This window comes from Isosphaeraceae bacterium EP7 (assembly GCA_038400315.1).
Classification (GTDB): Bacteria; Planctomycetota; Planctomycetia; order Isosphaerales; family Isosphaeraceae; genus EP7.
The window spans coordinates 6,953,211-6,978,935 of the sequence record CP151667.1 but is presented as its reverse complement, the minus strand read 5'-3'; the positions used below and the strand labels follow the sequence as shown (position 1 = coordinate 6,978,935).

The window sequence follows — 25,725 nt, the reverse complement described above, 5'->3', positions numbered from 1 at the left end:
GAGTTGATGCGGTCCTTGGCCCGGGTCACGGGCGGAATGAATCAGTGCGTGCCGATGAGCCTGGTCGCGGCGCGGTCGGCGGGGGCGGGGATCGTCTCGATGAGGTGGGCGACGATCTTGTCGGGGTCGACCCCTTCGGCCTCGGCGCGGAAGGTGGTGACGACCCGGTGGCGGAGCACCGGCGCGGCGACCTCGCGGACGTCGGCGATGCCGGCGTGGAGCCGGCCGTGCAGGGCGGCCCTGGCCTTGGCCGCCAGGATCAGCGACTGGCCGGCGCGCGGGCCCGCTCCCCAGGAGACGCAGCGGCGCACGAGGTCGGTCGCCTCCGGCTCGGCCGGCCGCGTGGCGCGAACCATGTCGCGTGCATAGATGAAGACGTGATCGGGGACCGGGATCCGCCGGACCAGGTGCTGGAGCGCCTCGATCCGGTCGGCCGACAGCACAGGGGTGGGCGTCGTGGGCTCGTCACCGGTGGTTCGACGCAGGACGTCCAGCTCCTCGGAGGCCGTGGGGTAGGGGACCCGGACGTTGAGCATGAACCGGTCGAGCTGGGCCTCGGGCAGCGGGTAAGTCCCTTCCTGCTCGATCGGGTTCTGCGTGGCCAGCACGAAGAAGGGGTCGGGCAGGGGATACGTCTGGCCGGCCGCCGTGACGTGGCGTTCCTGCATCGCCTCCAGCAGCGCGGCCTGGGTCTTGGGCGGGGTCCGGTTGATCTCGTCGGCCAGGACGACGTTGGCGAAGACTGGGCCGGGGATGAACGCGAATCGGCGGCGGCCGGTCTCGGGGTCGTCCTGAAGGATGTCGGTGCCGGTGATGTCGCCGGGCATCATGTCCGGGGTGAACTGGATCCGCCGGAACGAGAGGCTGAGGATGCCCGCCACCGTGCTGACCAGCAGCGTCTTGGCCAGGCCCGGCACGCCCACCAGCAGCACATGCCCGCGGGCGAACAGGCCGATCAGGAGCTGGTCGACCACCCGATCCTGGCCGATGACGACCCGGGCGATCTCGGCCTTCAGCCGCCGGTAGTCGTCGGCCATCTCGGCGACGGCGGCCACCTCGTCGACGACGGCGTCCGAGGCGTAAGTCTCCGACTTTTCGATCGTCATGCGTGCGGAATCCTGGATGCGTTCCGGGGCCGGCGGCTCGTCCTCATCGGCCACCCGCCGCCTTCCCGGCCGGGGCCGGGGCCGCCCCCCCGCCGTTGCCCAGGGGGGACGGCGGCGTGGGGCGGGCGATGGCGATGGAGAGGCCGATCTCGTTGGCCGCGTCGTAGGCAAGCACGGCGCTGCGGTGGGGGGTGGCGAAGTCGGCCGTGAGGAGCATCGAGCGGCGGCCGGTGGCCTCTCGCGAGCGGCGGAGGGCCTCGGTCAGCGCGCCGGCCGTGGCGTTCACCGGCTCGTGATCGATCTTCACTGCTCCCGCGGGATCGATCTCCACCACGATGTAATCCTTCGACAGGTCGTCGAGGTTCTTGCTGCGGCCCTGGGCCACCGCGCCCGGGGCGTTCTCGGGGTTGGGCTTGGGAATCTCCAGGGTCTTCGACAGCACGGTGGTGGCCGTGACGAGGAAGAAGAGGACGAGTTGGAAGGCGACGTCGACCATCGCGGCCAGGTCCAGCTCCTCGATCTTGTCGGCCCCGGGTCGGGCCAGGCTGAACTCGCCCGCCCCTTCGTCCTCGTCTTCTTCGTCCTCGCCATCGTATGGATCGTCGAGGGAGAGTTCGTCCGGGCCGTAGACCGGGATCAGGTCGGCGCTGGCGTCGTCGACCAGCCGTTGGTCGTTGCCGCCGTAGCCCCCGGTCGTCGGCCGGATCTCGGGCATCCCGGGGTCGATGACGTCGAAGGAGGAAGGGCCGTCGTCCAGGTCATCCACCACCTCCTCGTAATCGCCCTCGTCGGGGCCGAGCTGGGGGAGGTCCGCGTCGGTCCCGTCGAGCTTGGGGACGGGAGCCGGCGGAGCCTCGACGACGGGAGCGGGCGTGGGACTGGCGGCAGGCGGGATCGGAGGAGCGGGCGTGGGCCTGGCGGGGGCCGGCGCGGCCAGGCCGGGCAGGTCGGCCAGGCTGGTCCAGGGGTTGGTCGTGCCCGAGAGGCGCACCAGGTCGTCGTCGCGGCACTCGCCCCGGGCCAGGGCGGCGCGGAGGGCGTCCAGGTCGAGGTTGCGGATGACCTCCAGGCGATCGGCGACGAAGACGTCCCAGGTCGGCAACGGCTCGGCTCCTGCGGGAAGCGGCTGACAGCAAAAGGGGAAGGGGGGAACGCCGGACGCCTGCGGCCGCTAGCGCTCGGGCTCCTTCACGCCGACGTGAAGGGTGACGCCCTCGGTCTCGGTGACGAGGGCGGCGAGCTTCAAAACCTCCCCGTGCGGCACGGCGCCGTCGGCCTGGAGCACGACCCTTCGCTTGCCTTCGGCGGCACCGGCGGCGACGGCCTGCTTCACCTGGTCGATCGTGATCGTGCCCACCTCGGGCTTGCCCAGCAGGATGCGCGGGGGGGCGCCCGGGCGTTCGGGCTTCAGCAGGGTGAGGAACGTGGCCGTGTCGTCCTCGACGCCGACCCCGTGCGAGGCGGTCGGGATGTCGACGGGGAGCTCGCCCCCCATCTGCGAGGAGAAGAGCATGAACGTCATGAGCTGGAAGACGACGTCGACCATCGGCGTCATGTCGATGTGCTCGTCGCGCTCCTCGCTGACCTGTCGTCGGAGCAGCATGGCGTCGGCCCGGTCGGTGGTCGGAGGATAAGAGGCAGAGGCCCGTCGCCGCCCGCGTGCTGGATGCGGATGTTAGCGGGGGAGCACGGCCCGCATGGTGCCGGAGCGCGAGCCCGAGTCGCGGCGCTGCTGCGGCGGGTTCTGGGCTTCAAGCACCTCGATGAAGTCTTGAAGCTGGCGCTCGGTCCGGTCCCGCAGCGAGCGGAGCTTCGCGTGGATATCGTTGCCGACGATCATCATCGGGGTGGCGATCAGGAGCCCCGCGCCGGTGGCCCAGAGCGCCAGGCTGATGTCATTGGCCAGGTCGGTCGGGTTGACCTTGGCCGAGCCGCCAATGCGGCCGAAGGCGCCGATCATGCTGGCGACCGTGCCGAGCAGCCCCAGCAGCGGCCCCATCCGGACGATCGTGCCGATGGAACCGAGGCGGTTCTCCATGCCGGCGACGACCTCGGTGTGGAACTCCATGACGAGCATGGCCTTGACCTTGGCGATCCCCTTGTCGCGGTGCTTCAGCGCCACCGAGATCAGCTGCGCCAGCGCCGAGTGCCAGAACCGAGGGGCCTGGCAGGCGGCGATGGCCGCCTCGACCTTGCCCTGCTGGCAGGCGGCCTGCACCTGCGCGATCAGCTCGGCGGCGGCGTCATTGGCCAATGCCTTCTTCTTCAGGCTGCGGTACAGCAGGATCGAGTTGTACGCACCCCACACGGCCAGCAGGGCAAGTGCCGCGTAGATGACATAGCCGAATGAGTCGATGATCTCGGGGATCTTGTTGGTCGGCATGCCGGTGGGTCCCGTCGGGCAGCAGATCAGATCGGATCGGACTGGACGAGGCGGAAGCGGGCCGTTTCCGGCGTCGATCGGGTCGATTGTGACCGCTGCGCGACCCGGCCCGCAAGTGGGCAGGCGGCGCAGGGGCCGGCCAAGTGCCTTGTCAGGCGCCAGCCGGCGCGAGAGAATGCACGGACCGACGGATCCTCATCCCGAGTGAAGGTTTTGCCCATGCCGCGCACCGTGTTAATCGTCGACGACGAGCGCGACACCAACGAGATTCTCGCCAGCCTGGTGCAGGCTCGGGGTTTCGTGCCGGTCCAGCTCTACACGGGTGCGTCGGTCCTGTCGGCCGTCCGCGAGCACAAGCCGGACCTCGTCCTGCTCGACCTGATGCTGCCGGATGCCGACGGGTTCGAGATCTGCGAGCAGTTGAAGCGCAATCGCGACACCAACCTGATGCCCATCGTGATGGTCACCGCGCTGAATGACCCCACTCAGCGGATCAGGGGCGTGCGCGTCGGGGCCAACGGCTACCTGCCCAAGCCGTTCACGCCCGAGGAACTCTTCGCCGAGATGGACAAGGCCCTGGCCTGGCACGCCGAGCACGAGCACCGCGGCACCAAGGGCGAGATCCACTTCGACGTCCGCAGCGAGGTCACCTACCTCCAGCAGACCAACGACATGCTCTCCGACCTCTACGCCCACACCCCGCTGTCGGAGCGCCAGGTCCGCGAGCTGAAGCAGGCGGTGCTGGAGATGGGGGGCAACGCCATCGAGTGGGGCAACCGCAAGAACGCCGAGCTGATGGTCCGCATCACCTACCGGATCGAGCCCGAAGGCGTGCAGCTGATCATCCGCGACCAGGGGACCGGCTTCGACCCCAAGAACCTGCCGCACGCCGCCAGCGAAGAAGACCCCATCGGCCACATCGACCTGCGCAACGAGATGGGCAAGCGCGAAGGCGGCTTCGGCATCATGCTGGCCAAGGGCCTGGTCGACGAGTTCCGCTATAATGAGCGGGGCAACGAAGTGACCCTGATCAAGCGGTTCGAGCTCTGAACCCTCGAACCTGGGCTGCTGAAAACAGGCCGACGATCGAGGCATAGCCGGCCGTCGCGGGCATGGCCGCCGACCGGACGCATCCCGCCCCTCTCCCATCCTGATTGCGCGGGCCTCCGTCGAGGGAGACGGCCCCGGCCTGGCTGCGCACACCCCCTATTCCCCCGGCCTGCACAGCGTGGCCGCGGGGCCATCCGACGATCCACACTCGGGCGATGTCGCCACGCCGCCACGAGATCGCTCCGGGATTGTTGCCGCGCAGGCAAACCCGAGATAGAGTGATCTGGATGCATCCATTCATCTCGGTGGTGAGAGAGATCGATTCCATGTCACGTCATCTCCTCAACGGCCTGGTCGTCCTGGCCCTCTCCTGCGGGATCGCCCGGGCCGATCGAGGCCCGATCCAGGTCGGGATGATGGTCGTGAAGGAGGAGGCCACCCCGCTCGAGGTCGACGGCAAGGTCGTCGCCAACGGCGGCAACTTCCGTGTCTATCGCGTCACCCGAGTCGAGGGCGGCCGGGCCCTGCTCGAATCTCGCGCCATCTCGGGCTGGGCCCCCGTGGGCGGGATCATCCCGCTCGACCAGGCGGAGGCCCACTTCACCGGGAAGATCGAGGCCGACCCGAAGAATGATTCGCTCTACATCCTGCGTGGGCTGGTCAGACGCGAAAATCTCGACGAGGAGGAGGCCCTGGCCGACCTGACCGAGGCCATCCGGCTCAAGCCCGACCTGCCGGCCGCCTTCATCAATCGATCGGCCATTTATCAAGACAGGAAGGAATACGACAAAGCCCTGGCCGATTACACCGAGGCCATCCGGCTCGACCCCAAGAACGCCGACCTCCATAACGACCGGGGGGCCGCCTGGGAGGCCAAGGGGGATCTCGACAAGGCCCTGGCCGACTATTCCGGGGCGCTCGAGCTCAATCCCGAGAATTCCAACGCACTCAGGAATCGGGGCAGGATGCGGCTCCACCGCAAAGAGTACGACGGGGCCCTGGCCGACTTGACCGAGGCCATCCGGCTCGATCCGGAAGTACCCGCCTCCTACATCAACCGAGCGGCGACCTGGGAGGGCAAGAAGGAATACGACAAGGCCCTGGCCGACCTCGGCGAGGCGATCCGGCTCGATCCCAAGGACCCGCTCGCGCACAGCAACCGGGGCAACGTCTGGCACCTCAAGGGAGACTTCGACAAGGCCCTGGCCGAGCAGGACGAGGCCATCCGGCTCGACCCCGAATTCGCGATCGCCTACTTCCAACGCGGCTTCACCTGGCAGGCGAAGGAGGAATTCGACAAGGCCCTGGCCGATTACGACGCCTCCATCAAGTTCGACCCCGACCACGCCCTCTCCTACTACAACCGAGCGAGCATCCGGTCCTTCAGGAAGGACCACGATGGTGCCCTAGCCGACTATAATGAGGCCATCCGCATCAAACCCGGGGATGCCGAATTCTTCCTCGATCGGGCCGACGCCCAGTGGTACAGGCGGGCGCTTGACGAGGCCTTGGCCGATTACGACGCCTCCATCAAGCTCGATCCGAGCAATCCGCTCGCATTCAGCAACCGGGGCAATACCTGGCACGCTCGGGGGCAGCTCGACAAGGCCCTGGCCGATTTCGACGAGTCGATCAGGCTCGACCCGAAGAACTCGCATGCGTTCGTGCTCCGCGGGGTCGCATGGTTCGCCAAGCCCGACCTGGACAAGGCCCTGGCCGACTTCAACGAGGCCGCTCGCCTCGATCCCAAGAACCCGGATCCGTACGCCCGACGGTCCCTGATCTGGATCCAGAGGGAGGATGACCGCAAGGCGCTGGCCGATCTCGATGAGGCCCTCCGCCTCGATCCCGAGAACTCGGCGGCTTACTGCTACCGCGGGGTGCTGAGTCACAGCGTGGGCGAGTACGACAAGGCGATGGTGGACCTCGATAAGGCCATCCAACTGGATCCCGCCAACGATGCAGCGTTCCGGGTCCGAGGTGCGATCTGGTTGCGCAAGCGTCAGTTCGCGATGGCCTTATCCGACCTCGGCAACTCGCTCCGCCTCGCCCCAGACGACGTGGAAGCCCTCAGGATGCAGGCCTGGATCATGGCCACTTCCCCGGACCCCAGGCATCGCGACGGCAAAAAAGCCGTCGAATCGGCCTTGAAGGCGTTCCGGGAGGCGGGACAAAACGCGATGGAATCGCGGCTTACCCTCGCCGCGGCCTACGCCGAGGCCGGTGATTTCGACAAGGCTGTCGACTACCAGACGCAGGCCAACGCGATGACCGTCGACCCGAAATTGAGTCGCGAGGGCGAGATGACCCTGGCGCTCTATCGCAAGAAACGCCCCTACAGGGAGGCGGCTTCCAGGGTTCCCATGCCTCAGAAGACCCGCTGAGTCAGGGCCGGGAACGACGAGCGGGCGGCCGAGCGCTCGGCCGCCCGCTCGTCTTGCATCAGAGTCTGGTCACTTCGTGGGCCAGAGGGTCGAGCCGTAGACGGCGTCGGCGCCCAGCTCCTGCTCGATGCGGAGCAGTTGGTTGTACTTGGCGATGCGGTCGGAGCGCGAGGCGCTTCCGGTCTTGATCTGGCCGGCGTTGGTGGCCACGGCGATGTCGGCGATGGTGCTGTCCTCGGTCTCGCCCGAGCGGTGGCTGATGACCGTGGTGTACTTGTTGCGCTGGGCCATGCCGATGGCGTCGAGCGTCTCGGTCAGGCTGCCGATCTGGTTGACCTTGACCAGGATGCTGTTGCCCACGCCGCCGTCGATGCCGCGGGCCAGGCGCTCGCTGTTGGTGACGAAGAGGTCGTCGCCGACGATCTGGGTGGTGGCGCCCAGGGTGTCGGTCAGCAGCTTCCAGCCGGCCCAGTCGTCCTCGGCGCAGCCGTCCTCGATCGAGCGGATCGGGTACTGGCGGACCCAGGAGGCGAGGAACTCGACCATCTGCTCGGGCGTCTTCTTGGGCTTGGCCTCGTTCTCCAGGGTGTAGACCCCGTCCTTGAAGAACTCGGTCGAGGCGACGTCGAGCGCGAGGAAGACCTCGGAGCCGGCCTTGTAGCCGGCCTTGTCGATGGCCAGGAGGATGACCTCGATGGCCTCCTCGTTGCTCTTCAGGTTGGGGGCGAAGCCGCCTTCGTCGCCGACGGAGGTGTTCAGGCCCTTGCCCTTGAGCACGCTCTTCAGGCTGTGGAAGATCTCGGCCCCGCAGCGGAGCGCGTCGCTGAAGGTGGCCGCGCCGAAGGGCATGACCATGAATTCCTGGACGTCGACGTTGTTGTCGGCGTGGGCCCCGCCGTTGAGGATGTTCATCATCGGCACGGGCAGGGTCTTGGCGTTGACGCCGCCGAGGTAGCGGTAGAGCGGCAGGCGGTGGGCCTGCGCGGCGGCCTTGGCGGCGGCGAGCGAGACGCCCAGGATGGCGTTGGCGCCGAGCTTGCCCTTGTTGGGGGTGCCGTCGGCGGCGAGCAGGGCGCGGTCCAGGCCGGTCTGGTCGGACGGGTCGCGGCCGATGCTGACCTTGGCCAGGGCGCCGTTGACGTTGGCGACGGCCTTGGAAACCCCCTTGCCGAGGTAGCGCGCCTTGTCGCCGTCGCGCAGCTCCATCGCCTCGTGGGCGCCGGTGCTGGCGCCCGACGGGACCGCGGCGCGGCCGAGGGTGCCGTCGGCCAGGATGACGTCGACCTCGACGGTCGGGTTGCCACGGCTGTCGAGGATCTCTCGGCCAATCACCGCGGAGATCGGGGCAAGTTGCGTGCTCATCGTGGTCGGCAAGCTCCGGAAGGAAGTCGAGGTGTCAAGCTGAGCCAGGAGGACGAGGCGAGCCCTCGACGAGGGCCGGGCCAGTCCTCCGAAGGGGGGAGTCGTCGGCACGAGACGGGACGGTCAAGGTCCGATCGCGTGGTGGTCTCGACGCCCGGCGAGGGGGGTGGCCGCGAATGGTGTGAATCAGTTCCAAGCCGAGGCGTCGAGACCGCCACGCGGTGCGGGCTCAACGGTGCCAGTTCTCGTGCGTGCCCGTCGCCGGTCAAGGGTTGGCCGGCAGACGAAGGGCGCGCGGGCCGGGGCCCCGCGAGGCCGCGGCCGGCACGCCCTCCCGATCGTTCAGGCTGCTTCGGCGAGCAAGCCGAGGAGCTTCGCTCCCGGTCTACCCGCCTCGCACCCGATCCGGTCGGCCTCTCATTCTGTCTCCGGCTGCCCGGTTCCGCCACGTCAAAACGGGCGGAGGGCTCTGGGAGGCCGCCCCGTGTCGTCGCGTCGCGGCGTTGCACCGCGTCGCTGGGGCCTAATGCTTATCGACCCCGCGACGCGCCGGCTTGACCCCGGCGTCGAGATCCCAAGGGGGTAAAAGCAGGGGGACGACGTAACGCCTTAGGAAGGCCGGGCTATCCGGCCCGACATGCCCGCCAAGGTATCCCGTGCGGGCCATCGAAGGGGTCCAGCGGACCTGCCTGAGCTTGCCATACCGGGCTATTCCCAGCTCATTCAGGCCCTTCGGGCGGCGGAACCCGACCAGGCCGGCCGACACGCCACGCGGGCCGTCGAAGGTGCCGAAGAGGCGCGTCCCCAGGCCCAGGACGAAGACGTCCAGCGGCGACCAGAAGACCACGACCTCGCGCACCACGGCCCCCAGCGCGGCCGTCAGGTCGTAGCCCGGCGACAGGGCGGGGGCCAGCAGAATCACCCGCTCGACGCTCGATTCAGGCAGCATCTCCAGGGCACGCACGACGACCCCGGTGCCGCCCGACTTGCCGACGAGGTAGACCGGCGAGCCCGGGTGCAAGGCCCGGAACGCCCGGACCTGCCCGGCCAGAACCTCGGCCTGTGCCCGGTGGTTGACGATGTCGGTCAGGTCGGAATGCCAGCGGCCCAACCCGTGCCCCCAGCGCAGGGTGCGGACCTCGGGCGCGCCCGGGAGCCGGCCGATCACATGCTGAAGTGCCCTGGAGAGGAAGTGAAAGCCGCCGACCCCGTCGGCCACCAGGACCAGGCTCGCGCAGGCGGTTTGCTCACGTGTCTCGATTGTCGTCCCGGCCGACAGCGTTGATTCGGTCATGAAGCGGGCCTCGTGGTGCAGCAGCCGGCGATCGTCCGGGTCCTAGCATACGCGACCGGGAACCTTAGCGGCCCGGGGTTCCAGGGCGCAGACAGCGCGAGGGCTGGGCGAGACAATGATACCCCGATGAGGTTGAAGGGCCGGCCCTTCGACTCCCGATGCCGGGAACGATGGTGGGACGCATGAGCCTTGAGACCGACGCCGCGATCGGGGGAGGCGACGACTCGCTCCTGGTGATCCTGCCCGTGTTCAATGACTGGCCCGCGCTGGGAAAGCTCCTGGTCGGCCTCGACGCCGCGCTCGGCGGGGCCAACCTGGCGGCGAGCATCCTGGTGGTCGACGACGGCTCGACCAGCCCCGCGCCCGCGGGCTGGCCGGGGGGGCCGTTCGCCGCGATCGACCGCGTGAGCGTGCTCACCCTGAGGCGTAACCTGGGCCACCAGCGGGCCATCGCCGTCGGCCTGTCGTTCGTCGAAGGCCGTGTCCCCTGCCGCGCGGTCGTCTTGATGGACGCCGACGGCGAGGACGACCCGCGCGATGTCCCGCGGCTGCTGGAGCAACTCGACCGCGACGGCGGCCACACCGTGGTCTTCGCCGGCCGGAGCAAGCGGTCCGAGTCGCTCGCCTTCCGCTTCTTCTACGGCCTGTTCCGCGGCCTGCACCGGGTCCTGATCGGCCACGGGGTGCGGGTGGGCAACTTCAGCGCGATCTCGCGCGAGCGGCTGTCCAGCCTGGTGGTGGTCTCCGAACTCTGGAACCACTATGCCGCCTCGGTGTTGAAGTCGCGTCAGCCGCACTCGGTGGTGCCCACGGTGCGTGCCCGCCGGCTCGACGGCGAGTCGAAGATGAACTTCGTCGGCCTGGTGATCCACGGCCTGAGCGCCCTGTCGGTGCAGAGCGAGGTCGTCGGCGTCCGGGTCCTGGTCGCGGCCTTCGGCCTGGTCGGCCTGAGCCTGCTGGGCCTGGCGGCGATCATCCTGATCCGCCTGGCCACCGACCTGGCCATCCCCGGCTGGGCGACGACCAGCTTCGGCGTCCTGCTCCTGCTGCTGACCCAGACGGTGATGTTCGCCTTCCTGTTCAGCTTCCTGATCATCGGCGGCCGGCAGGCGTCCTCGTTCCTACCCAGTCGAGACTACCACCACTTCGTGGGGCCGGTCCGCACGGCCTATCAAAGGAGCTGATCGCTCCGCGGGTCAACGCTCGGGGCGGGCGGGGGCGGCCTCCGTCTCGGCGTCGTGCCACTTCATGGCGCGGGCATGGCGCATGGGGGCGAGTTTCAGGACGATCTCGCCTTCCTGGAACAGGCGGACGGTGCCGGTGGACTGGCTGACGACCACGGCCAGGGCGCTCGTCACGTTGGTGATGGCGGCGGCCGCCCAGTGGCGGGTGCCCAGCCCTTTGGGCAGGACGAGGTTGGCCTTGGGGGCGTCGATGATCCGGCAGGCGGCCTCGACGGTGCCGTCGCGGCCGACGACGAAGCCGCCGTCCATCTGGGCGATCTCCTTGATCGCCTCGCGGACGCGCGGGTCGCGCAGGTTGCGTTCCTTGCGGAGGTAGCCCTTGAAGGGGTCGAAGCCCAGGGTGTGCGACCGGGTCATGACGTTGCGGACGTCGCCGACGACGATCAGGGTGCCGACGGCCTTGCCCTCGCGCCCCTCGCGGCCGATCTCGGTGGCCACGTCGACGACCGCTTTCAGGGTTTCCAGCGGCACCGAGGTTTCCAGGGCCCTCAGGTCGCGGGCCGTCAGGCGTTCGAGGTGCTCTCCCAGGCGGACGACGGTCAGGCTGTCGAGGGTCTCGGCCTCGAAGCCGGAGTAGACGACGATGACGCGGTCGCCGGCGGTGAGGTGCTCGTTGGCGACGGCCTCGATGAGCGCCTGGCTGATGCACTCGCTGATGGCGGCCTCGCTCGGCTCGACCTCGACGGGGATCATGCCGGCCGCGCGGACGGCCTCGACGTGGCGCTCGACCTCGACGGCGATCAGCACGCGGACGTCGTCCTCGAAGACCTCGCGCACGCCCTCCCAGTCCATCGCCCCCTCGGCCAGCACCAGGACGGCGGCCGCCCCGAGTCGGACGGCCGACTGCCCGGCCATGGCGAGCAGCCCGGTCGTCGCCTTGTTCAGGGGAGTGGTCACGTCGGTCGGCCCCTCGCCTCGTTGAGAATTGTGCAGACGATGCGTCGGCCCTGGGCCCTTCGGGCGCTTCAGAGTTGCGACGTGTGCGGTCCGCGAGGAGTCGAGACCGGTGGAGTCCGGGAAAGGTTCGGAGGGCAAGCACGCTACCACGCCCGGGCGGCCGAGCCAACCACGACCCCGCATTCGGGACGTTTTCGCGGCACCCCGCCTAGCCGCGAAATGAACTCCGGTTCGCGTCGTCAGGCCATCTCGCCTCGTCTGGATTCGGAGCAGCTCTTTTTTTCTAACTGTGAATCAGCCTGTGAGTTAAGGCTCGAAGTGGCTTCGTTCTGTCATCTCGACGTGGCTTCGTTCCGAAATCTCGGAGTGGGTTCGTGCTGCTGGGTCGGAGTGGCTTCGTTCCGAAATCTCGGAGTGGCTTCGTTCTGCTGGGTCGAGGTGGGTTCGTTTCGAAATCTCGAAGTGGCTTCGTTCTGCCGGCTTGAAGTGGCTTCGTTCCGAAATCTCGGAGTGGCTTCGTTTGGCGGTGGCAACGTGGCCCTATCGGAGGAGGAGACATTGGGCCGGTCTGTCCCGATCCGGCAGCTCGGCCGGCCGGTTGGATCGCTCGGCTGGCGTCGGTTGGTTCAGCGAATTGTCAAAGTATGAGGGGGCTCGACCGGCTCGCGCCGGGGGTCTGCGTCAAGTACGCCTTCTTAGTTGGAATTCGCAGGGAAAACCGGTCTCTGTTTTCGCTTTCTTTAAAGTTTTTCGGTCGGGTGATGGGCGGTCCCTCGCAAGCCGGGTTCCGGGCCATCGACGGGGCCCTGGCGGGGTCGGGATGATCGAGCCTGGAAACGAACGCGGCCCCCCGCGCCTCGGGGCGTGGGGGGCCGTTTGGGTTGCGGGCGATTTGCCGAATGATCAGCTCTTGGGAGCGTCCTTCGGGGCGTCGGCCGGCTTGGCCTCTTCCTTGGCCGGCTCGGGAGCGGCCGGGGCCGGAGCGGGCTTGGCTTCTTCCTTGGCCGGCTCGGGAGCGGCCGGGGCCGGGGCGGGCTTGGCCTCTTCCTTGGCGGGCTCGGGAGCGGCCGGCTTGGCTTCTTCCTTGGCGGGCTCGGGAGCGGGGGCCGGCTTGGGCTCTTCCTTCTTGGGCTCGGGGGCCGGTGCCGGGGTGGCGGGCTTGGGCTCTTCCTTCTTGGGCGCCGCGTCGGCCTTGGCCTTGCGGACGGCGTCGATGTGGCGGTTGAGGATGTTGGCACGCTGGCCGTACCAGTCGGTCAGGCCCTTCGACGGCTGGATGATCCGGACGTCGGTCTGGGGGGTGATCCCCTCAAGGGCGGCGTAGCCGGTGAACCAGGCGCCGAAGACCTCGGGGCTGACGCCACGGCGGGCCTTCAGGTCGCGCTGGTCTAGGGCACGGCCGGTGATCAGGATGTCCAGGATCGGCGGCGGGGTGACGGTGGTCTCGACGAGCCCGGCATCCTGGGCGGCGACGATGGCCTCGGCCACGGCGTGGCGGGCGGCCTCGAGCTTGGCCTCGACTTCGGGCGGGATGGTCGGCAGCGGGGCTTCCGCCTCGACCTTCTTCTCCTCGGCCTTGGCCGGAGCCGGAGCGTCGGCCTTCTTCTCTTCGGCCTTGGGGGCTTCGGCCGGAGCCGGAGCGGGGGTCTCGGCCTTCTTCTCTTCGGCCTTGGGGGCCTCGGCCGGAGCCGGGGCCGGGGTCTCGGCCTTCTTGTCTTCGACCTTGGGGGCCTCGACGGCCTTGACCTCGGTCTTCGCCGGCTCCTGGGCGATCAGGCGGCCCGAGGCGGCCAGGCCGAGGACCATCGACAGTGACACAGCGATCGTGAGGAAGCGGCGCACCAGCATCTCTCCTTCGTCAGGGGCGTCACAACGCACGCCTTTTTGGTTCGCACGAGCCCGCTTCCGGTGCCGGATCGGGCGATGGTGCCGAGTGTAGCGGTCCCGGCCGTCTGCTTCCAGGGCACTCGGCCCGGTCTGTTTCTCGCGGTGGCCCCAGTCCCGGGGGCGCAATTGCGTCGGAATGTGCCCCGAGGTGGGCGATCCGTTCCGCCCGGGGCAGGTCGGGCGTCAATCTCGCCGGCGACCCTCGGCTCGGTCAGACCTCTCCCAAGCCGACGCCCCCGGGGCACGTCCCAGAGTCGAGTTGCACGGACCCACTCACCAATTCAGGATATCTTGACAGTCCCGGCTGGTCGGTCTACGATCCGCGGCCTCAATGAGAACCTGGCACCCGGACGATGCCCCGAGAGATCCTGACGCCGGGATGAGAGACCGTAGCAGGCTCGAAGGATCCGAGTCTGTTCTCCCCCCACCAAGGATGATCCCCGATGGCCCAAGGCGTCTCATCGCGGCCCCGCGTCGTGATCGCAGCCCTGATCGCGCTGTTCTCGACGGCTACGCTCGCCCATGCGAGCCAGATTAAATATGAGCTGACCGACCTCGGCGCCGCGGACGGTTCGAACAGCTATTTGACGTACCTCTCGGCCGACGATCAGGCTGCGTTCAGGTCGGGCTCGTTCGACCAGTGGGCACATCCCCCGGGACATTCATGGCGAAGTAGCTATTACACATATAAGGGTGATTACGATACGTTGGAGTCGAGAACCTGGAGAGACGAGGTCCGCGATAATTCGACGAACAATATGGGCCAGAGTGTCGGGAATGCTTTGCTCAATAGTTCCGGCCCCAGTGGCGACTTCAGCAGTCGGACTTCCATCGGCTACGTCTACAATCCATTCACCAAGCTGGACACCTGGAGCAACACGATCGGCGGAGCAATACCCATGTTCGATGTCCGGGTCGGGAACTGGGAAAATACTGCCGTCGCGATCAATGACCATGGGCAGATTATCGGGAGCTACTCCCCTGCTGGACAACTCTTCTTCAGTGAGCGGTCCTATCTCACGGGGCCGAATGTTCAGTTGTTCGAGGCGGCCGCGAACTCGGCGCCTGAGGCCCTGAATAACGCCGGGCAGGTCGTCGGCTGGACCAAGCAGGACGCGAAGAACTGGTACAGCACCAAGCTCGCCGCGATCTTCGAGGACGGCAAGACGATTGACCTGAATGGCCTGCTCATCCCCTCGGCGTCGAGCCTGACCCTCATCGAGGCGCGGGGGATCGACGCGTCCGGGCGGATCGCCGGGGTTGCCAAGGACCCGAACGGAGTCGTGCACGCCTACCTGCTGACCCCGCACGCCCAGCCCGTGCCGGAACCGAGCACGCTCGCTCTGTTCGGAGTCTGTCTGGCCGGCGGCCTGATCCGCCATCGCTGGCGGAGCAAGGGTCGCGCCGAGGCCCGCTGAGTTCGACCCGACCTTGGCGACAAACTCGAACGAGCTCAGGCCGCCGGCCCCTTCGAGGAGGGACCGGTGGCGGATTGTGCGTTCGTGGGTGGCAAGCGTTCACGCCGCATCGGCCTGACGACGTTGCCAGGTCGAATCCGCGGGGTTTCAGGTCGAATTCCAGGCGTGGTTGACGGGCCCGTGGCCGGAACCGAGGCCGGGGGCGTGGCGGATGGCTCCGGTGACATGGCGCTTGGCTTCGAGGGCGGCCTCGGGCAGGGGGAGGCCTTTGGCGAGGTAGGCGGCGATGGCGGCGGCGAGGGTGCAGCCGGCTCCGTGGGTGTGACGGGTGGGGATGGGGGCGTCGGGGGCGGTCAGGCGCGTGAACTGGCCGTCGGGCAGGATGAGCAAGTCAAGGGCTTCGGGCAAGGCGGAGCCCCCCTTGGCCAGCACGGGCCGGCCGATCCGGACGGCAAGGGCTCGGCCGGCGATCCGCAGGGTCAGCTCGTCGGTGACGGGGGGCGTGCCCGCGAGCAGGGCCAGTTCGTGGCGGTTGGGGGTGGCCACCGTGGCCAGCGGAAGGAGCAGATCGCGCAAGGCCTGCCAGGCGCCCGGCTCGATGAGCGAGTCTCCCCCGCGCGAGACGCAGACGGGGTCGATGACGACCGGGATTTGCGGGACGTTGGCGAGGAGTGCGGCGACGACCTGGATGACCTCGGGGTCGCCTAGCATGCCGACCTTGATGGCGGCGATCGGCAGGTCGGACAGGACCGACTCGACCTGCTGGCGGACGAACGCCGCGGGGATGCCCAGCACTCCCTGCACCCCGTTGGTGTTCTGCGCGGTCAGGGCGGCGATGGCGCTGGCCCCGTAAGTTCCCAGGGCCGCGAACGTCTTGAGGTCGGCCTGGATTCCCGCCCCGCCCGAGCTGTCGCTGCCGCCGATGGCCAGGCAGGCGGGGGGCTTGGTCATGTCGGCGTGCACCTGGATCTGTCTCCGGGAAAACCTCGATCGCGGGCCATTCTCGTCTCGTGCGATGGATTCAGCATCGCCAATCGTCAGGGTGAGGGGCCCCGATCAGCCCGCTTCCAGGCTCAGCGAGAACTCGCGGTAAACCTCGTCATCGTCGAGGTCGAGTTTGTGATCGGCGAGATTTTCCGCCATGACCGTGTTGGTGATCCATTGGTCGAAGAATGACTGATAAGCGGCGGCCGAGTTCAGGCGACGCGCCGATTCCTCTTCCAGCCAGGCCGTCTCGCTTGCATCGGTGGCGGAGCAGAAGAGGATGATTCGCTCGCGTTGCTCGCCCACCCCGAAGAACCCCTCCGCATCCAGGTCCTTCAAACCGAGCAGCATCGCGGCGAAGACCCGGCCCTTGTGCTTGGCGAACCCGTCGTCGGCCGTCGCATCGTACGCGTCATCTGCGCTGATCTTGGCGGACACGGCGGCGAAGTGGCCGGATCCGCCGTGGAGATGGGCCCACTCGTTGGTGCCCCAGCGGTAGTCGAACGGGGAGAACGGGAGGTTGAACGACTTCAGCATCTCCATGAACTCGCGGTCGGAGCGGTATTTCTTCACCCTGCGTTCGTACCCCTGCTCCGTGTTCGCGGCGGGGCAGACGGTCGTCGCGTCCCCGTCGGAATAAAGCGCGAAGGTGTAGAACGACTCGCCGGGCGCCTTCGACCGGATCTCGCTGAATTCACGCCTCGCGGCGTCCCTGATCTCGCGGCGTATGAGCGAGAAATCGGCGTGTGGCATTGCGGTCGCCCCGAAAGGAAGGATCGAGTGGAGTCTTGCGATGAGGTCGGCGAGCTTCGATCGCCGGCGGATTTGGCCGAGGGTTGGGACGGGCCTGCGGTGGCGGATCTCGGGATGGTTGGGGAAATTCCGTTGATGCCGGATGCGGCCGGCCGCCGATGATTCTCCCGGATGAATCGGCGATAGGATGCCCGATTTTGCCCAGGGCGGTGGCGCCGGGCAAGCCCAGGGGCCGGCTCGGAGGCGGTGGCGATGGAACGCGAGATGCGACGGACCAGGAAGCTCAGGCCCTTGGCGGAGCACCTCGAAGGGCGCCAGCTGCTCAACGGCGACATGCTGGGGCCGGGCGGCAAGCCAATCAACCAGAAAGACCTCAACGCGCTCATCCAGAAGCGCACCAACGGCGTGCCCCTGAGCGGGCGACGGATGGATTATTCCACGCCCGGCGGGGCTCAGGTCACCATCAGCCTGTACGGGCCCGGCAGCCTGGCGGGCTCGGCCGTGCGGCCCGACGGCACGCTTGATCTGGTGTACAACCGCACCAACCAGGCCACCGGCATCGTCGCCAAGGTGCGAGGCGCCGGCGGGGCCAAGCTCGGCTCGGTCCGGGACGCCGACGTCTCGTTCGACAACCTCAGCGGGGTCGGCTCCAACCTCGTCCGCGTGGTGAACCTGAAGGGGTTCGACCTGGTCGACGGCGGCAAGGTGAACCTCACCGGCGGGGTGAATGCCCTGTTCCTCAACTCCGTCGGTAAGAACACGCAGATGAACCTGCGGGAGATTCCCGCCGCCTACCTGACCGCCTCGACCGCCGCGACGGCCTCGCTGACCGTCACCCAGGACGGCCGGACGACGAACTACGCCAACGAGCCCAACGGCGGCCGGGTCCTGACGGGCGTCTCCGGGCAGTTCGTGCCGGGCGCGAGCCTGGAAAATCCGCTCCAGCCCGGGCAGGATGTGCCCGATGCCCCCGCCGGCATCGCCCTGACAGTCAACCAGGTCAATGGCGGGTCGAGCGCCACCGCGGGCACCCTGAACGCGGCCCAGATCTTCGGGTATGACCCGACGGCTAACCAGCTTATCCGGTTCGACACCGGGACCGGCCAGGCCTTGCAGACGATCAACCTGCCCGGGGCAACCCCCGCGACGGGCTCGGCCGGGGTCGGCCTGTCCCGGGTGAATGGCCGGCTGACCGCGCTGGTGGGCGTGGGGTCGCAGGTTTACGGCTATGACGCGACGACCGGCAACGCGGCCGGCTCGTTCTCGATCGCCGGCCTGGCCCCGTCGGGCCTGACGAGCGTGGACGGGATCGGGTCGTCCGAGACGCGGACGATCCTCATCGACGCCGGGGCGGGCGGCGGCGGCGTGGCCCAGATCATCGACGCGGCGGCCAGCCTGGCCTCGGGGCAGGCGGTCACGGTCGGGTCGGCCTATACCCCGACGCGTCAGTTCGAGCTGGCCGGCGGCGTGGCGAGCCCCGCGGGGCGCAGCAACATCTACGCCACCGGTGCCGCGCACTTCGACTCGTTCCAGCCCAACCTGCTCCAGCCCGGGTTCTTGACCCTGAGCGGCGCCGGCGGGACGCTGAACGAACTGGGCCGCACCCAGATCACCAGCCCGCAGTCGATCAGCAACCTGACCATCGTGCCGGGCACCACCGACGGCACCCCGCTGAAGGCGCTGGGCAGCGTCGAGGCCAACCTCGCCCTGGTGACCGGCCAGGTCGGCGGCGTGAACACGGTGAGCCTGTACGCCCCGGGCTCGTTCGCCCCCGCGGGGGCGATCACCCTGAACGACCCCAACGCGTTGACGGGCCTGAGCCCGTCGTTCCACCCCGAGCTGGTGGACTCGGCCCTGATCGACATCCAGGGGAACGTGCAGTCGATCCGGATCAAGTCCGCGCAAGGGATGGTGATCAACGACTCGGGCAACCTGAACCTCTTGCAGATCAACGATGCGTCGAACTCGACGGTCATCGGCCAGCCCCTGACGCACCTGGACATCACCCGCAGGACGAACGTGACGGCGCGCTCCAATATCCGCTCGGCCGGGATGCGGGGCGATGTCACCGTGAATCCCAACCAGAGCCAGGTGGGACCGCTCTCGCTGCCGACCGCCTGAGCGACCCGCTCGGAAGACGAGAAAAAAAGGCCCCGGCGCACGGCGAAAGCCCGCGCCGGGGTCTTGCCATTGGCCGACCCGCGCTTGCCAGCTGCGACCATTGTTGTGAAAGTGTTGGAAGGTCGCATGCACGCGAGACCGGCTCCCTCCCCACCCCGACGAGGCGACACCCCGATGACGGAACCGACCCCGAGACGCCTCGTCGCGCCCCTGCTCCTGCTGGCCGCGATGACCGGCCATGCGCAAGCGGCCGACGACCCGTCCGGCGGGCTCTTCCGCGACCGAGTGGCGCCGGTGCTGGCCGGGCGTTGCGTGGGGTGCCACCGGCCGGGCAACGCCAAGGGGGGGCTGTCACTGGCCGACGCACCTGGCCTGAAGGCCGGAGGCGAGAGCGGGCCCGCCGTCGAGCCGGGCAAGCCCGAGGAGAGCCTGCTCGTCGAGATGCTGACCGGCGAGACCCCCGAGATGCCCAAGCAGGGAGGCCCACTGGCCCCCGAGCAGGTCGAGGCCCTTCGTGCCTGGATTAGCCAGGGCGCCCACTGGCCCGAGGGCCTGGTCTTGAAGGAGCCCGGAGACGGCGGGACCTGGTGGTCGCTGAAACCGCTGGCCAGGCCGCCGGTGCCCAGCCTGGACGGCGGCGGCTGGGCCAGGACGCCAGTCGATGCGTTCATCCTCCAAGGGCTGGCCGCGCGCGGCCTGACCCCGAGCGCCGAGGCCGGCCGCGGGACCTTGATCCGCCGCCTGACCTTCGACCTGCATGGACTGCCCCCCACGCCCGAGGAGGTCGACACCTTCGCGGCCGACCCCGCGCCCGACGCCTACGAGCGGCTGGTCGACCGTCTGCTGGCCAGCCCACGCTACGGCGAGCGCTGGGGCCGGCACTGGCTCGACGTGGTGCATTATGGGGACACCCACGGATATGATAAAGACAAGAAACGCGAGCATGCCTGGCGTTATCGAGATTACGTGATCGGGGCGCTCAACGACGACATTCCTTATGGGCAGTTCGTCCGCGAGCAGGTGGCCGGCGACGTCCTGAACCCGGGCGACCCGCGCGGCCAGGTGGCCACCGGGTTCATCGCGGCGGGCCCCTGGGACTTCGTCGGCCAGGTCGAGCTTCGCGAGGGGACCGTCGACAAGGAGAAGACGCGGGTGCTGGACCGCGACGACATGGTGGCCAGCACCGTCTCCACCTTCGTCAGCCTGACGGCCCACTGCGCACGCTGCCATGATCATAAGTTCGACCCCATCTCGCAGGCCGACTACTACCGCCTCCAGGCCGTCTTCGCGGGCGTGGAACGCGGCAACCGCCCGGTGGCCAGGCCCGACATCGACCGGATGCGGGGCGGTTTGGAACGTCAACGCGCAGGCTTGATCGCCCGCAAGGCCGGGATCGTCGCGGAGGTCGGGCGGCGATCCGGGGCGAACCTCGAGGCGCTCGACGGCGAGATCGCGGCCCTTCGGGCGCAGCTCGAATCGGCGGCCGATCCGGCCGCGGCCAGCCCGACGAACGGGTATCACAGCGAGATCGGCGCGACGGCCGACGTGACCAAGTGGGTGCAGGTGGACCTGGGCCGCGTCGTGCCAATCGACGAGGTCCGGCTCATCCCGGCGCGACCGACCGACTTCCGCGATGCGCCCGGCTTCGGCTTCCCCCGACGATTTCGGGTGGAGATCGCCGACGAGCCCGCCATGACGGGTGCCGCCAACGTGGCCGATCATTCGAGCGAGGACGTGCCGAATCCCGGGGAAAGGGTGGTCGCGGTGCCCGGCGGCGGGCGACGCGGCCGGTTCGTGCGGGTGACGGCCGTGCGGCTCTGGGAGCGGACAGCCGATTATGTGTTCGCGCTCGGTGAGCTCGAAGTGATTGCCGACGGCCGGAACGTCGCCGCGGGCGCGACGGTCTCGTCGCTCGACTCGATCGAAGGAGGCCGCTGGGGCCGTGCGAGCCTGGTCGATGGCTTCGACAGCCGGACCAAGCTCTCCGACCCCGCCACCATCCGAAGGTCGAAGCTGATGGCCGAGGTCCGCCGCGCCGAGGCCGATCGCGGCTCGAAGCTCGAAGCGGCCACCCTGCCGGCCGAGCGGGCCGAACTTTCCGCCATCGGTGTCGAGGTCGCCTCGATCGATCGACAGATCAAGGAGCTTCCCGGGCCCGATGCCGTCTACGGCGTCGTCTCTCGCGCCCCCAGGCCGATTCATCGCCTGAATCGCGGAGATGTCGAGCAGCCCGCGGAGGCGGTCGAGCCGGGGGCCTTGCCTTGTCTGGAGCTGGCCCGGGCGGATTTCTCGGTCTCGGACTCAGCGAACGAAGGGGCACGACGGGCGGCGCTCGCGGAGTGGCTGAGCAGCCCCCGGAATGCCCTGGCCTGGCGGTCGATCGCCAACCGGGTCTGGCATTATCACTTCGGCCGGGGCTTGGTCGACACGCCGAACGACTTCGGCCGCAACGGGTCGAAGCCGACGCATCCGGAGCTGCTCGACTGGCTGGCCACCGAGCTAATCGACAACGGCCAATCCTTGAAGCGGCTGCACCGCCTGATCGTGACGAGCGCCGTGTACCGCCAGGTATCCGGCGACGATGCGGGTAAGGCGGAGATTGACGGCGACAGCCGCTACCTCTGGCGGATGAGCCGGCGGCGGCTGGATGCCGAGAGCCTGCGCGATTCGGTGCTGACGGTGGCCGGGGCGATGGACCCCATGATGGGGGGCCCCGGGTTCTCCCTCTTCCGGTTCAAGGACGATCATTCGCCCATCTACGACCACGAGTCGCCGGGCGTTTCCGACCCCCCCGAGGGGCGCCGGCGGGCCGTCTACCGGTTCGTGGTGCGGAGCGTGCCGAACCCGTTCATCGAGTGCATGGACGGCGCCGACCCGAACGCGAACACGCCGGCGCGGTCGACGACGATCACGGCGCTGCAAGCATTGGCGCTCATGAATGATCCGTTCATGCTGGCGCAAGCGAAGCGGTTCGCGTCGCGGGTCGAGGCCGCCTCGCCCGACGGCCCCGGCCGTGCCGACGTGGCCCACCGGATCGCGCTGGGCAGGCCGGCTCGGGCCGACGAACAGGCCGCCCTTGCCGCCTACGCGGCTCGCCATGGATGGGCCAATGCCTGCCGGATCCTGCTCAATTCGAATGAGTTTGTGTTCATTGATTGACTGACATTTGCAGGGGGACCCCGGCCATGATCGACCGTCGACAGTTCCTCTGGCGTTCCGGCGGCGGCCTGGGCGGGATGGCGCTGGCGCACATGATGGGCACCGAGGGACTGCTGGCGGCCGACGGGCCCAGGCCCCGAGCCGACCTGAATGGCGGCCTGCACCACAAGGCGAAGGCCACGCGGGTGGTGCAGCTCTTCATGTCGGGCGCCGCCAGCCAGTGCGACACGTTCGACTACAAGCCCAGGCTGATCAGGGACCACGGCAAGCCGTTCGACCCCGGCGGCAAGGTCGAGCTGTTCCAGAGCAGCCCGGGCCCCGTGATGAAGAGCCCCTGGGCCTGGTCCCCGCGCGGCGAGTGCGGCAAATACGTCAGCGACCTCGTCCCGCACATCGGCGGATGCGTCGACGACATCGCGTTCCTGCCGGCGATGACCTCCAAGTCGAACGTCCACGGGCCGGCCACGTTCCTGCAAGGGACCGGGTTCGTGCTCCCCGGGTTCCCGGCGATGGGCGCCTGGGCGTCGTACGGACTGGGGTCGATGAACCGCGACCTGCCCACGTTCGTGGTGCTGCCCGACACGCGCGGCTATGCCCCCAACGGGCCGGCCAACTGGGGCGCCGGGTTCCTGCCCGCGACGCACCAGGGGACGACCGTGCGGCCGGGCGGCAAGAACCCGATCTTCGACCTGTTCCCGCCCGACGACCCCGACCTCACCCCCGAGGCACGCAGCGAAGGCCTGGCATTGCTCGATGCCTTGAACCGGGGCCACAAGGCCACCCGCGAGGGGGATTCGAGGCTCGACGCCCGCATCGCCTCGTACGAGCTGGCCGCCCGGTTGCAACTGAGCGCGCCCGAGGCGCTCGACCTGAAGGGGGAGACCGACGCGACGAAGTCGCTTTATGGGTTGGACGACCCGGTGACCGAGGACTTCGGCCGCAACTGCCTGATCGCCCGGCGTTTGCTGGAGCGCGGGGTCCGGTTCGTGCAGGTCTGGAGCGGCGCCGACAACGGGTTCCCCCGACGCAACTGGGACTCTCACGAGGACCTGGCCCGCGACCACGGCAGCATGGCCGCCGGGATGGATCGGCCGGCCGCCGCCCTGCTGCTCGACCTGAAGTCGCGCGGGCTGCTCGACGACACGATCATCCTCTGGACTACCGAGTTCGGCCGGATGCCGTGCGGCCAGGGGGGCAAGGGGCGCGACCACAACCCGCTCGCGTTCACCAACTGGCTGGCCGGCGGCGGCATCAAGGGGGGCGTCACCCATGGCGCCAGCGACGAGTGGTCGTACAAGGCGGTCGAGAGCCCGACGGAAGTCTACGACGTGCACGCCACCGTGCTGCACCTGCTGGGCATCGACCACACGCGCCTGACCTATCGCCATAACGGGATTGATCGCCGCCTGACCGACGTGCACGGCCACGTCATCCCGCAGATCCTCGCCTGATTTTGCGACCCGGAAATGGGACCGGGCCCGCCGGGCGTTTGAAGCCAGGCGGGCCCGGGGATGATGGATCGCGGCCTGCAAATGAATCGGATCGGCCGCGATCTCGGTGCGATGAAGAAGGGTCAGGACCGGCGGCGTGCCGCGAAGGCGACGGCGGCGAGCCCGGTGCCGAGCATCGCCAGGGTGGCGGGCTCGGGCACGGGGGCCACGGCCAGGGAGTAGAGCGGGATGCTCGACAGAGACGAGTCGAACGCGCCCAGCGACGTGGCCGCGCCGGAGGCCAGGTCGATCGTGTACAGGCCCGAGATGCCGTCCACGTTCAGCACGGCATAGCCGACATTGACCCCGCCGAATGTGGCGATGTCGAATCCGACGTATTCGTCGAAGTTCAGCTCGACGCCATCCAGGGTGATCGTGCCGATGGTCGCCAGCGTTCCGGCGTTGTTCGCCAGCGTGGTGAGCGTGTGCAGGCGGTAGTCTATGGCATACTGGGTGGTCGTTGTGGCACCCTTGAAGCTATTGGTATAGGCGTTCTCGACGATCGACGGCACGAGGCCGGCGTTGACGTCGCCCGCGGCATAGGCCAGGCCGGTGGCGACGGTGGTCGTGCCGGTGTTGGGGTTGAAGACGATGTTCTGCCCGCTCTCGGTCACGGTGCGCAGGCGATCGATCGTCGGGTTAAAGTCGATGCCCAGGACGAACGTGTTGGTCGGGGCGACGGCCCCGGAGACGGCCGTCAGGGCGCCGGTGGACGTATTGACCGTGTAATACGTGTTGCTGTTGCTCTGGTAGCCGTACAACTCGCCGGTGTCGGGGCGGAAGTCGATGGCGTCCAGCGCGGTGGCGGCGCCGCTGAAGCCGGCGACCACCGAGGCCGAGCCGGGGCTGCCGTTGGCGAAGCGGACGAGCGAGTTGCCGCCGTCGCCCAGGGTGTAGGTGTCCGCCGAGGCGTTGGAGGCAGCCGCGAGGGCGCCGACGGCGACCAGTCCAGCGATCAGGTTCCGAACGCTCATGAGGGTGTCCCGCGTGTGAGTGTAATCAGGTCAATGTGGGGGGGAAGGCACGACTCGAGAGCGCGATTTAGCGGATGCCGCCGTTGAGCCCGAGGGGGTAGAACCCGCCGGGGGTGCCGTTGCCGTTCAGGTAGACGATGTTCAGGACCTGCTGGGTGGTCCGGCTGAAGGCGATGCCGTTGGCGTCGGTCGGCACGATGTTGATCTGACCGTTGCCGTCGAGAATCCCCTGGTCGAGGTCGGCGGGGCCGTCGGCGCCGTCGCGCAGGTCGGAGATCTTCTGGACGAGTCCGGCGATGCCGGCGCCGGGATTGTCGGCGTTGATCCGGGCGAGCACTGTGCGCACCTCGCCGGCGTGGTAGGCCTCGACCGCGAGGATGCCGGCGGCGGCTTCCAGGAAGTCTTTATTGGCGATCAGGCGGGCGGCGCCCTTGTAGGCCGTCACGCCCACGTCTTCGAAGACGAACGCGCCGAGCAGGAAATTGACCTCGCTGGCGAACGGGTCGAAGCCGTCGGGCAGGCCGATGGCCATCCCCGCGGCGTTGAAGCTGTTGAGGAGGTCGATGGCGGGCTTGGCCACCGCCGCCCCGCCCAGGGCCGACCTCAGAAAGACGACGTGGTTCAGCTCGTCTTGCGCAATCTCATTGGCATACTGCTCGATGAGCGGCGTCGCGAATGGGACCTTGGGATTGGCCTTGACCGTCAGCGTCCCGGGGTTGCCCGCGCCCGTGTTGATGCCCGTCACGCCGACGCCCCGCTCCTGGATGCTCAGCCCGGTCGTGGCGAGGGAGTAATACTCCGCCTCCAGATATTCCAGGTTCAGGGCGAAGTTCAGCACGGCCGGATCGAGCCCGCCGCGCTGGGCAAACGCCGTCCCCTGCATCCCCGCGCCGACGAGCCCCATGGCCCCCGCGCCGAGCCCCAGCCTCTTGAGGAAGCTCCGGCGAGCCTGACCAGCACCCTTGGGCGAACCGACGTTCGGAGGAATCAGCATCGCAGATGCTCCATCAATGATCGAAGTGGAATGCATGCTTGAAAATGGCCGGCCTCTCGGGAAGGCCGGCCCACGGCGGCAGCCAGCCCGCCGATTGATGAGGACGACAGGCCGACCTTGGCACCTTGCGTGCCGCCGAGGGACGCCGTCGGGCCGGACGCGAAATCGGATGTTGGCGTGATGATTTTCTGCACCGAGGGCGATTCCGTCGTCCGCCTGGATGGC

The 25,725-nt window shown here is 68.6% G+C and carries 19 protein-coding genes; 7 read left to right on the top strand and 12 right to left on the bottom strand.

Features of this window, described 5'->3' with window-relative positions; all coding sequences use genetic code 11:
- Positions 1-41 precede the first annotated feature (41 nt).
- The 4 genes from EP7_RS27535 to EP7_RS27520 form a co-directional block, all read right to left on the bottom strand.
- Positions 42-1,106 (bottom strand): AAA family ATPase, encoded by a 1,065-nt coding sequence (locus tag EP7_RS27535; RefSeq protein WP_463525469.1) that lies wholly within the window; start codon positions 1,104-1,106, stop codon positions 42-44.
- 43 nt (positions 1,107-1,149) lie between these two features.
- Positions 1,150-2,208 carry an ExbD/TolR family protein gene (locus EP7_RS27530; RefSeq protein WP_463525468.1) on the bottom strand — a complete coding sequence of 353 codons (1,059 nt, stop codon included), beginning with the start codon at positions 2,206-2,208 and terminating at the stop codon, positions 1,150-1,152.
- A gap of 69 nt (positions 2,209-2,277) precedes the next feature.
- Positions 2,278-2,709 carry an ExbD/TolR family protein gene (locus tag EP7_RS27525; RefSeq protein WP_463525467.1) on the bottom strand — a complete coding sequence of 144 codons (432 nt, stop codon included), beginning with the start codon at positions 2,707-2,709 and terminating at the stop codon, positions 2,278-2,280.
- A gap of 72 nt (positions 2,710-2,781) precedes the next feature.
- Positions 2,782-3,489, bottom strand: a complete 708-nt coding sequence (locus EP7_RS27520; RefSeq protein WP_463525466.1) for a MotA/TolQ/ExbB proton channel family protein — start codon at positions 3,487-3,489, stop codon at positions 2,782-2,784.
- Positions 3,490-3,708: 219 nt separating this feature from the next.
- Between EP7_RS27520 and EP7_RS27515 the strand changes: the two genes are divergently transcribed.
- Together EP7_RS27515 and EP7_RS27510 are read left to right on the top strand one after the other, a co-directional pair.
- Positions 3,709-4,539, top strand: coding sequence for a response regulator (locus EP7_RS27515; protein WP_463525465.1), 831 nt, complete (start codon positions 3,709-3,711; stop codon positions 4,537-4,539).
- A 326-nt stretch (positions 4,540-4,865) separates the two neighbouring features.
- The gene (locus EP7_RS27510) at positions 4,866-6,923 is read left to right on the top strand and encodes a tetratricopeptide repeat protein (RefSeq protein WP_463525464.1); all 2,058 of its coding nucleotides are present in this window, start codon (positions 4,866-4,868) and stop codon (positions 6,921-6,923) included.
- Between the two features lie 69 nt (positions 6,924-6,992).
- Here EP7_RS27510 and eno read toward each other — a convergent pair whose 3' ends face one another.
- A complete protein-coding gene (eno, locus tag EP7_RS27505) occupies positions 6,993-8,285 on the bottom strand; it encodes a phosphopyruvate hydratase (protein WP_463525463.1) in 1,293 nt (430 codons plus the stop codon).
- 523 nt (positions 8,286-8,808) lie between these two features.
- Positions 8,809-9,579: a serine aminopeptidase domain-containing protein gene (locus tag EP7_RS27500; protein ID WP_463525462.1), complete on the bottom strand. Its 771-nt coding sequence runs from the start codon at positions 9,577-9,579 to the stop codon at positions 8,809-8,811.
- 182 nt (positions 9,580-9,761) lie between these two features.
- Between EP7_RS27500 and EP7_RS27495 the strand changes: the two genes are divergently transcribed.
- Entirely contained in the window at positions 9,762-10,763 is a 1,002-nt protein-coding gene (locus EP7_RS27495) for a glycosyltransferase (protein WP_463525461.1), read from the top strand.
- Positions 10,764-10,775: 12 nt separating this feature from the next.
- Here EP7_RS27495 and EP7_RS27490 read toward each other — a convergent pair whose 3' ends face one another.
- Together EP7_RS27490 and EP7_RS27485 are read right to left on the bottom strand one after the other, a co-directional pair.
- On the bottom strand, positions 10,776-11,720 hold the full coding sequence (locus EP7_RS27490) for a DNA integrity scanning protein DisA nucleotide-binding domain protein (RefSeq protein ID WP_463525460.1): 945 nt from the start codon (positions 11,718-11,720) through the stop codon (positions 10,776-10,778).
- A gap of 903 nt (positions 11,721-12,623) precedes the next feature.
- The gene (locus EP7_RS27485; protein WP_463525459.1) at positions 12,624-13,562 is read right to left on the bottom strand and encodes a hypothetical protein; all 939 of its coding nucleotides are present in this window, start codon (positions 13,560-13,562) and stop codon (positions 12,624-12,626) included.
- Between the two features lie 488 nt (positions 13,563-14,050).
- On the opposite strand from EP7_RS27485, the gene EP7_RS27480 reads away from it, so the two are divergent.
- Positions 14,051-15,025 carry a PEP-CTERM sorting domain-containing protein gene (locus EP7_RS27480; RefSeq protein WP_463525458.1) on the top strand — a complete coding sequence of 325 codons (975 nt, stop codon included), beginning with the start codon at positions 14,051-14,053 and terminating at the stop codon, positions 15,023-15,025.
- A gap of 147 nt (positions 15,026-15,172) precedes the next feature.
- Here the strand turns inward: EP7_RS27480 and thiD are convergent, their stop codons facing one another.
- A complete protein-coding gene (gene thiD, locus EP7_RS27475; RefSeq protein WP_463525457.1) occupies positions 15,173-15,988 on the bottom strand; it encodes a bifunctional hydroxymethylpyrimidine kinase/phosphomethylpyrimidine kinase in 816 nt (271 codons plus the stop codon).
- Positions 15,989-16,081: 93 nt separating this feature from the next.
- On the bottom strand, positions 16,082-16,762 hold the full coding sequence (locus tag EP7_RS27470; protein ID WP_463525456.1) for a DUF4303 domain-containing protein: 681 nt from the start codon (positions 16,760-16,762) through the stop codon (positions 16,082-16,084).
- 252 nt (positions 16,763-17,014) lie between these two features.
- Between EP7_RS27470 and EP7_RS27465 the strand changes: the two genes are divergently transcribed.
- The 3 genes from EP7_RS27465 to EP7_RS27455 all read left to right on the top strand — a co-directional run bounded on the left by EP7_RS27465 (position 17,015) and on the right by EP7_RS27455 (position 23,493).
- The gene (locus EP7_RS27465) at positions 17,015-18,883 is read left to right on the top strand and encodes a hypothetical protein (RefSeq protein ID WP_463525454.1); all 1,869 of its coding nucleotides are present in this window, start codon (positions 17,015-17,017) and stop codon (positions 18,881-18,883) included.
- 174 nt (positions 18,884-19,057) lie between these two features.
- The gene (locus tag EP7_RS27460) at positions 19,058-22,042 is read left to right on the top strand and encodes a DUF1549 domain-containing protein (protein WP_463525453.1); all 2,985 of its coding nucleotides are present in this window, start codon (positions 19,058-19,060) and stop codon (positions 22,040-22,042) included.
- A gap of 26 nt (positions 22,043-22,068) precedes the next feature.
- A complete protein-coding gene (locus EP7_RS27455; protein ID WP_463525452.1) occupies positions 22,069-23,493 on the top strand; it encodes a DUF1501 domain-containing protein in 1,425 nt (474 codons plus the stop codon).
- Positions 23,494-23,615: 122 nt separating this feature from the next.
- Here the strand turns inward: EP7_RS27455 and EP7_RS27450 are convergent, their stop codons facing one another.
- Both EP7_RS27450 and EP7_RS27445 read right to left on the bottom strand, forming a co-directional pair.
- Positions 23,616-24,506, bottom strand: a complete 891-nt coding sequence (locus EP7_RS27450; protein ID WP_463525451.1) for a DUF4394 domain-containing protein — start codon at positions 24,504-24,506, stop codon at positions 23,616-23,618.
- A gap of 67 nt (positions 24,507-24,573) precedes the next feature.
- Positions 24,574-25,500, bottom strand: a complete 927-nt coding sequence (locus EP7_RS27445) for a ferritin-like domain-containing protein (RefSeq protein WP_463525450.1) — start codon at positions 25,498-25,500, stop codon at positions 24,574-24,576.
- Positions 25,501-25,725: the final 225 nt, after the last annotated feature.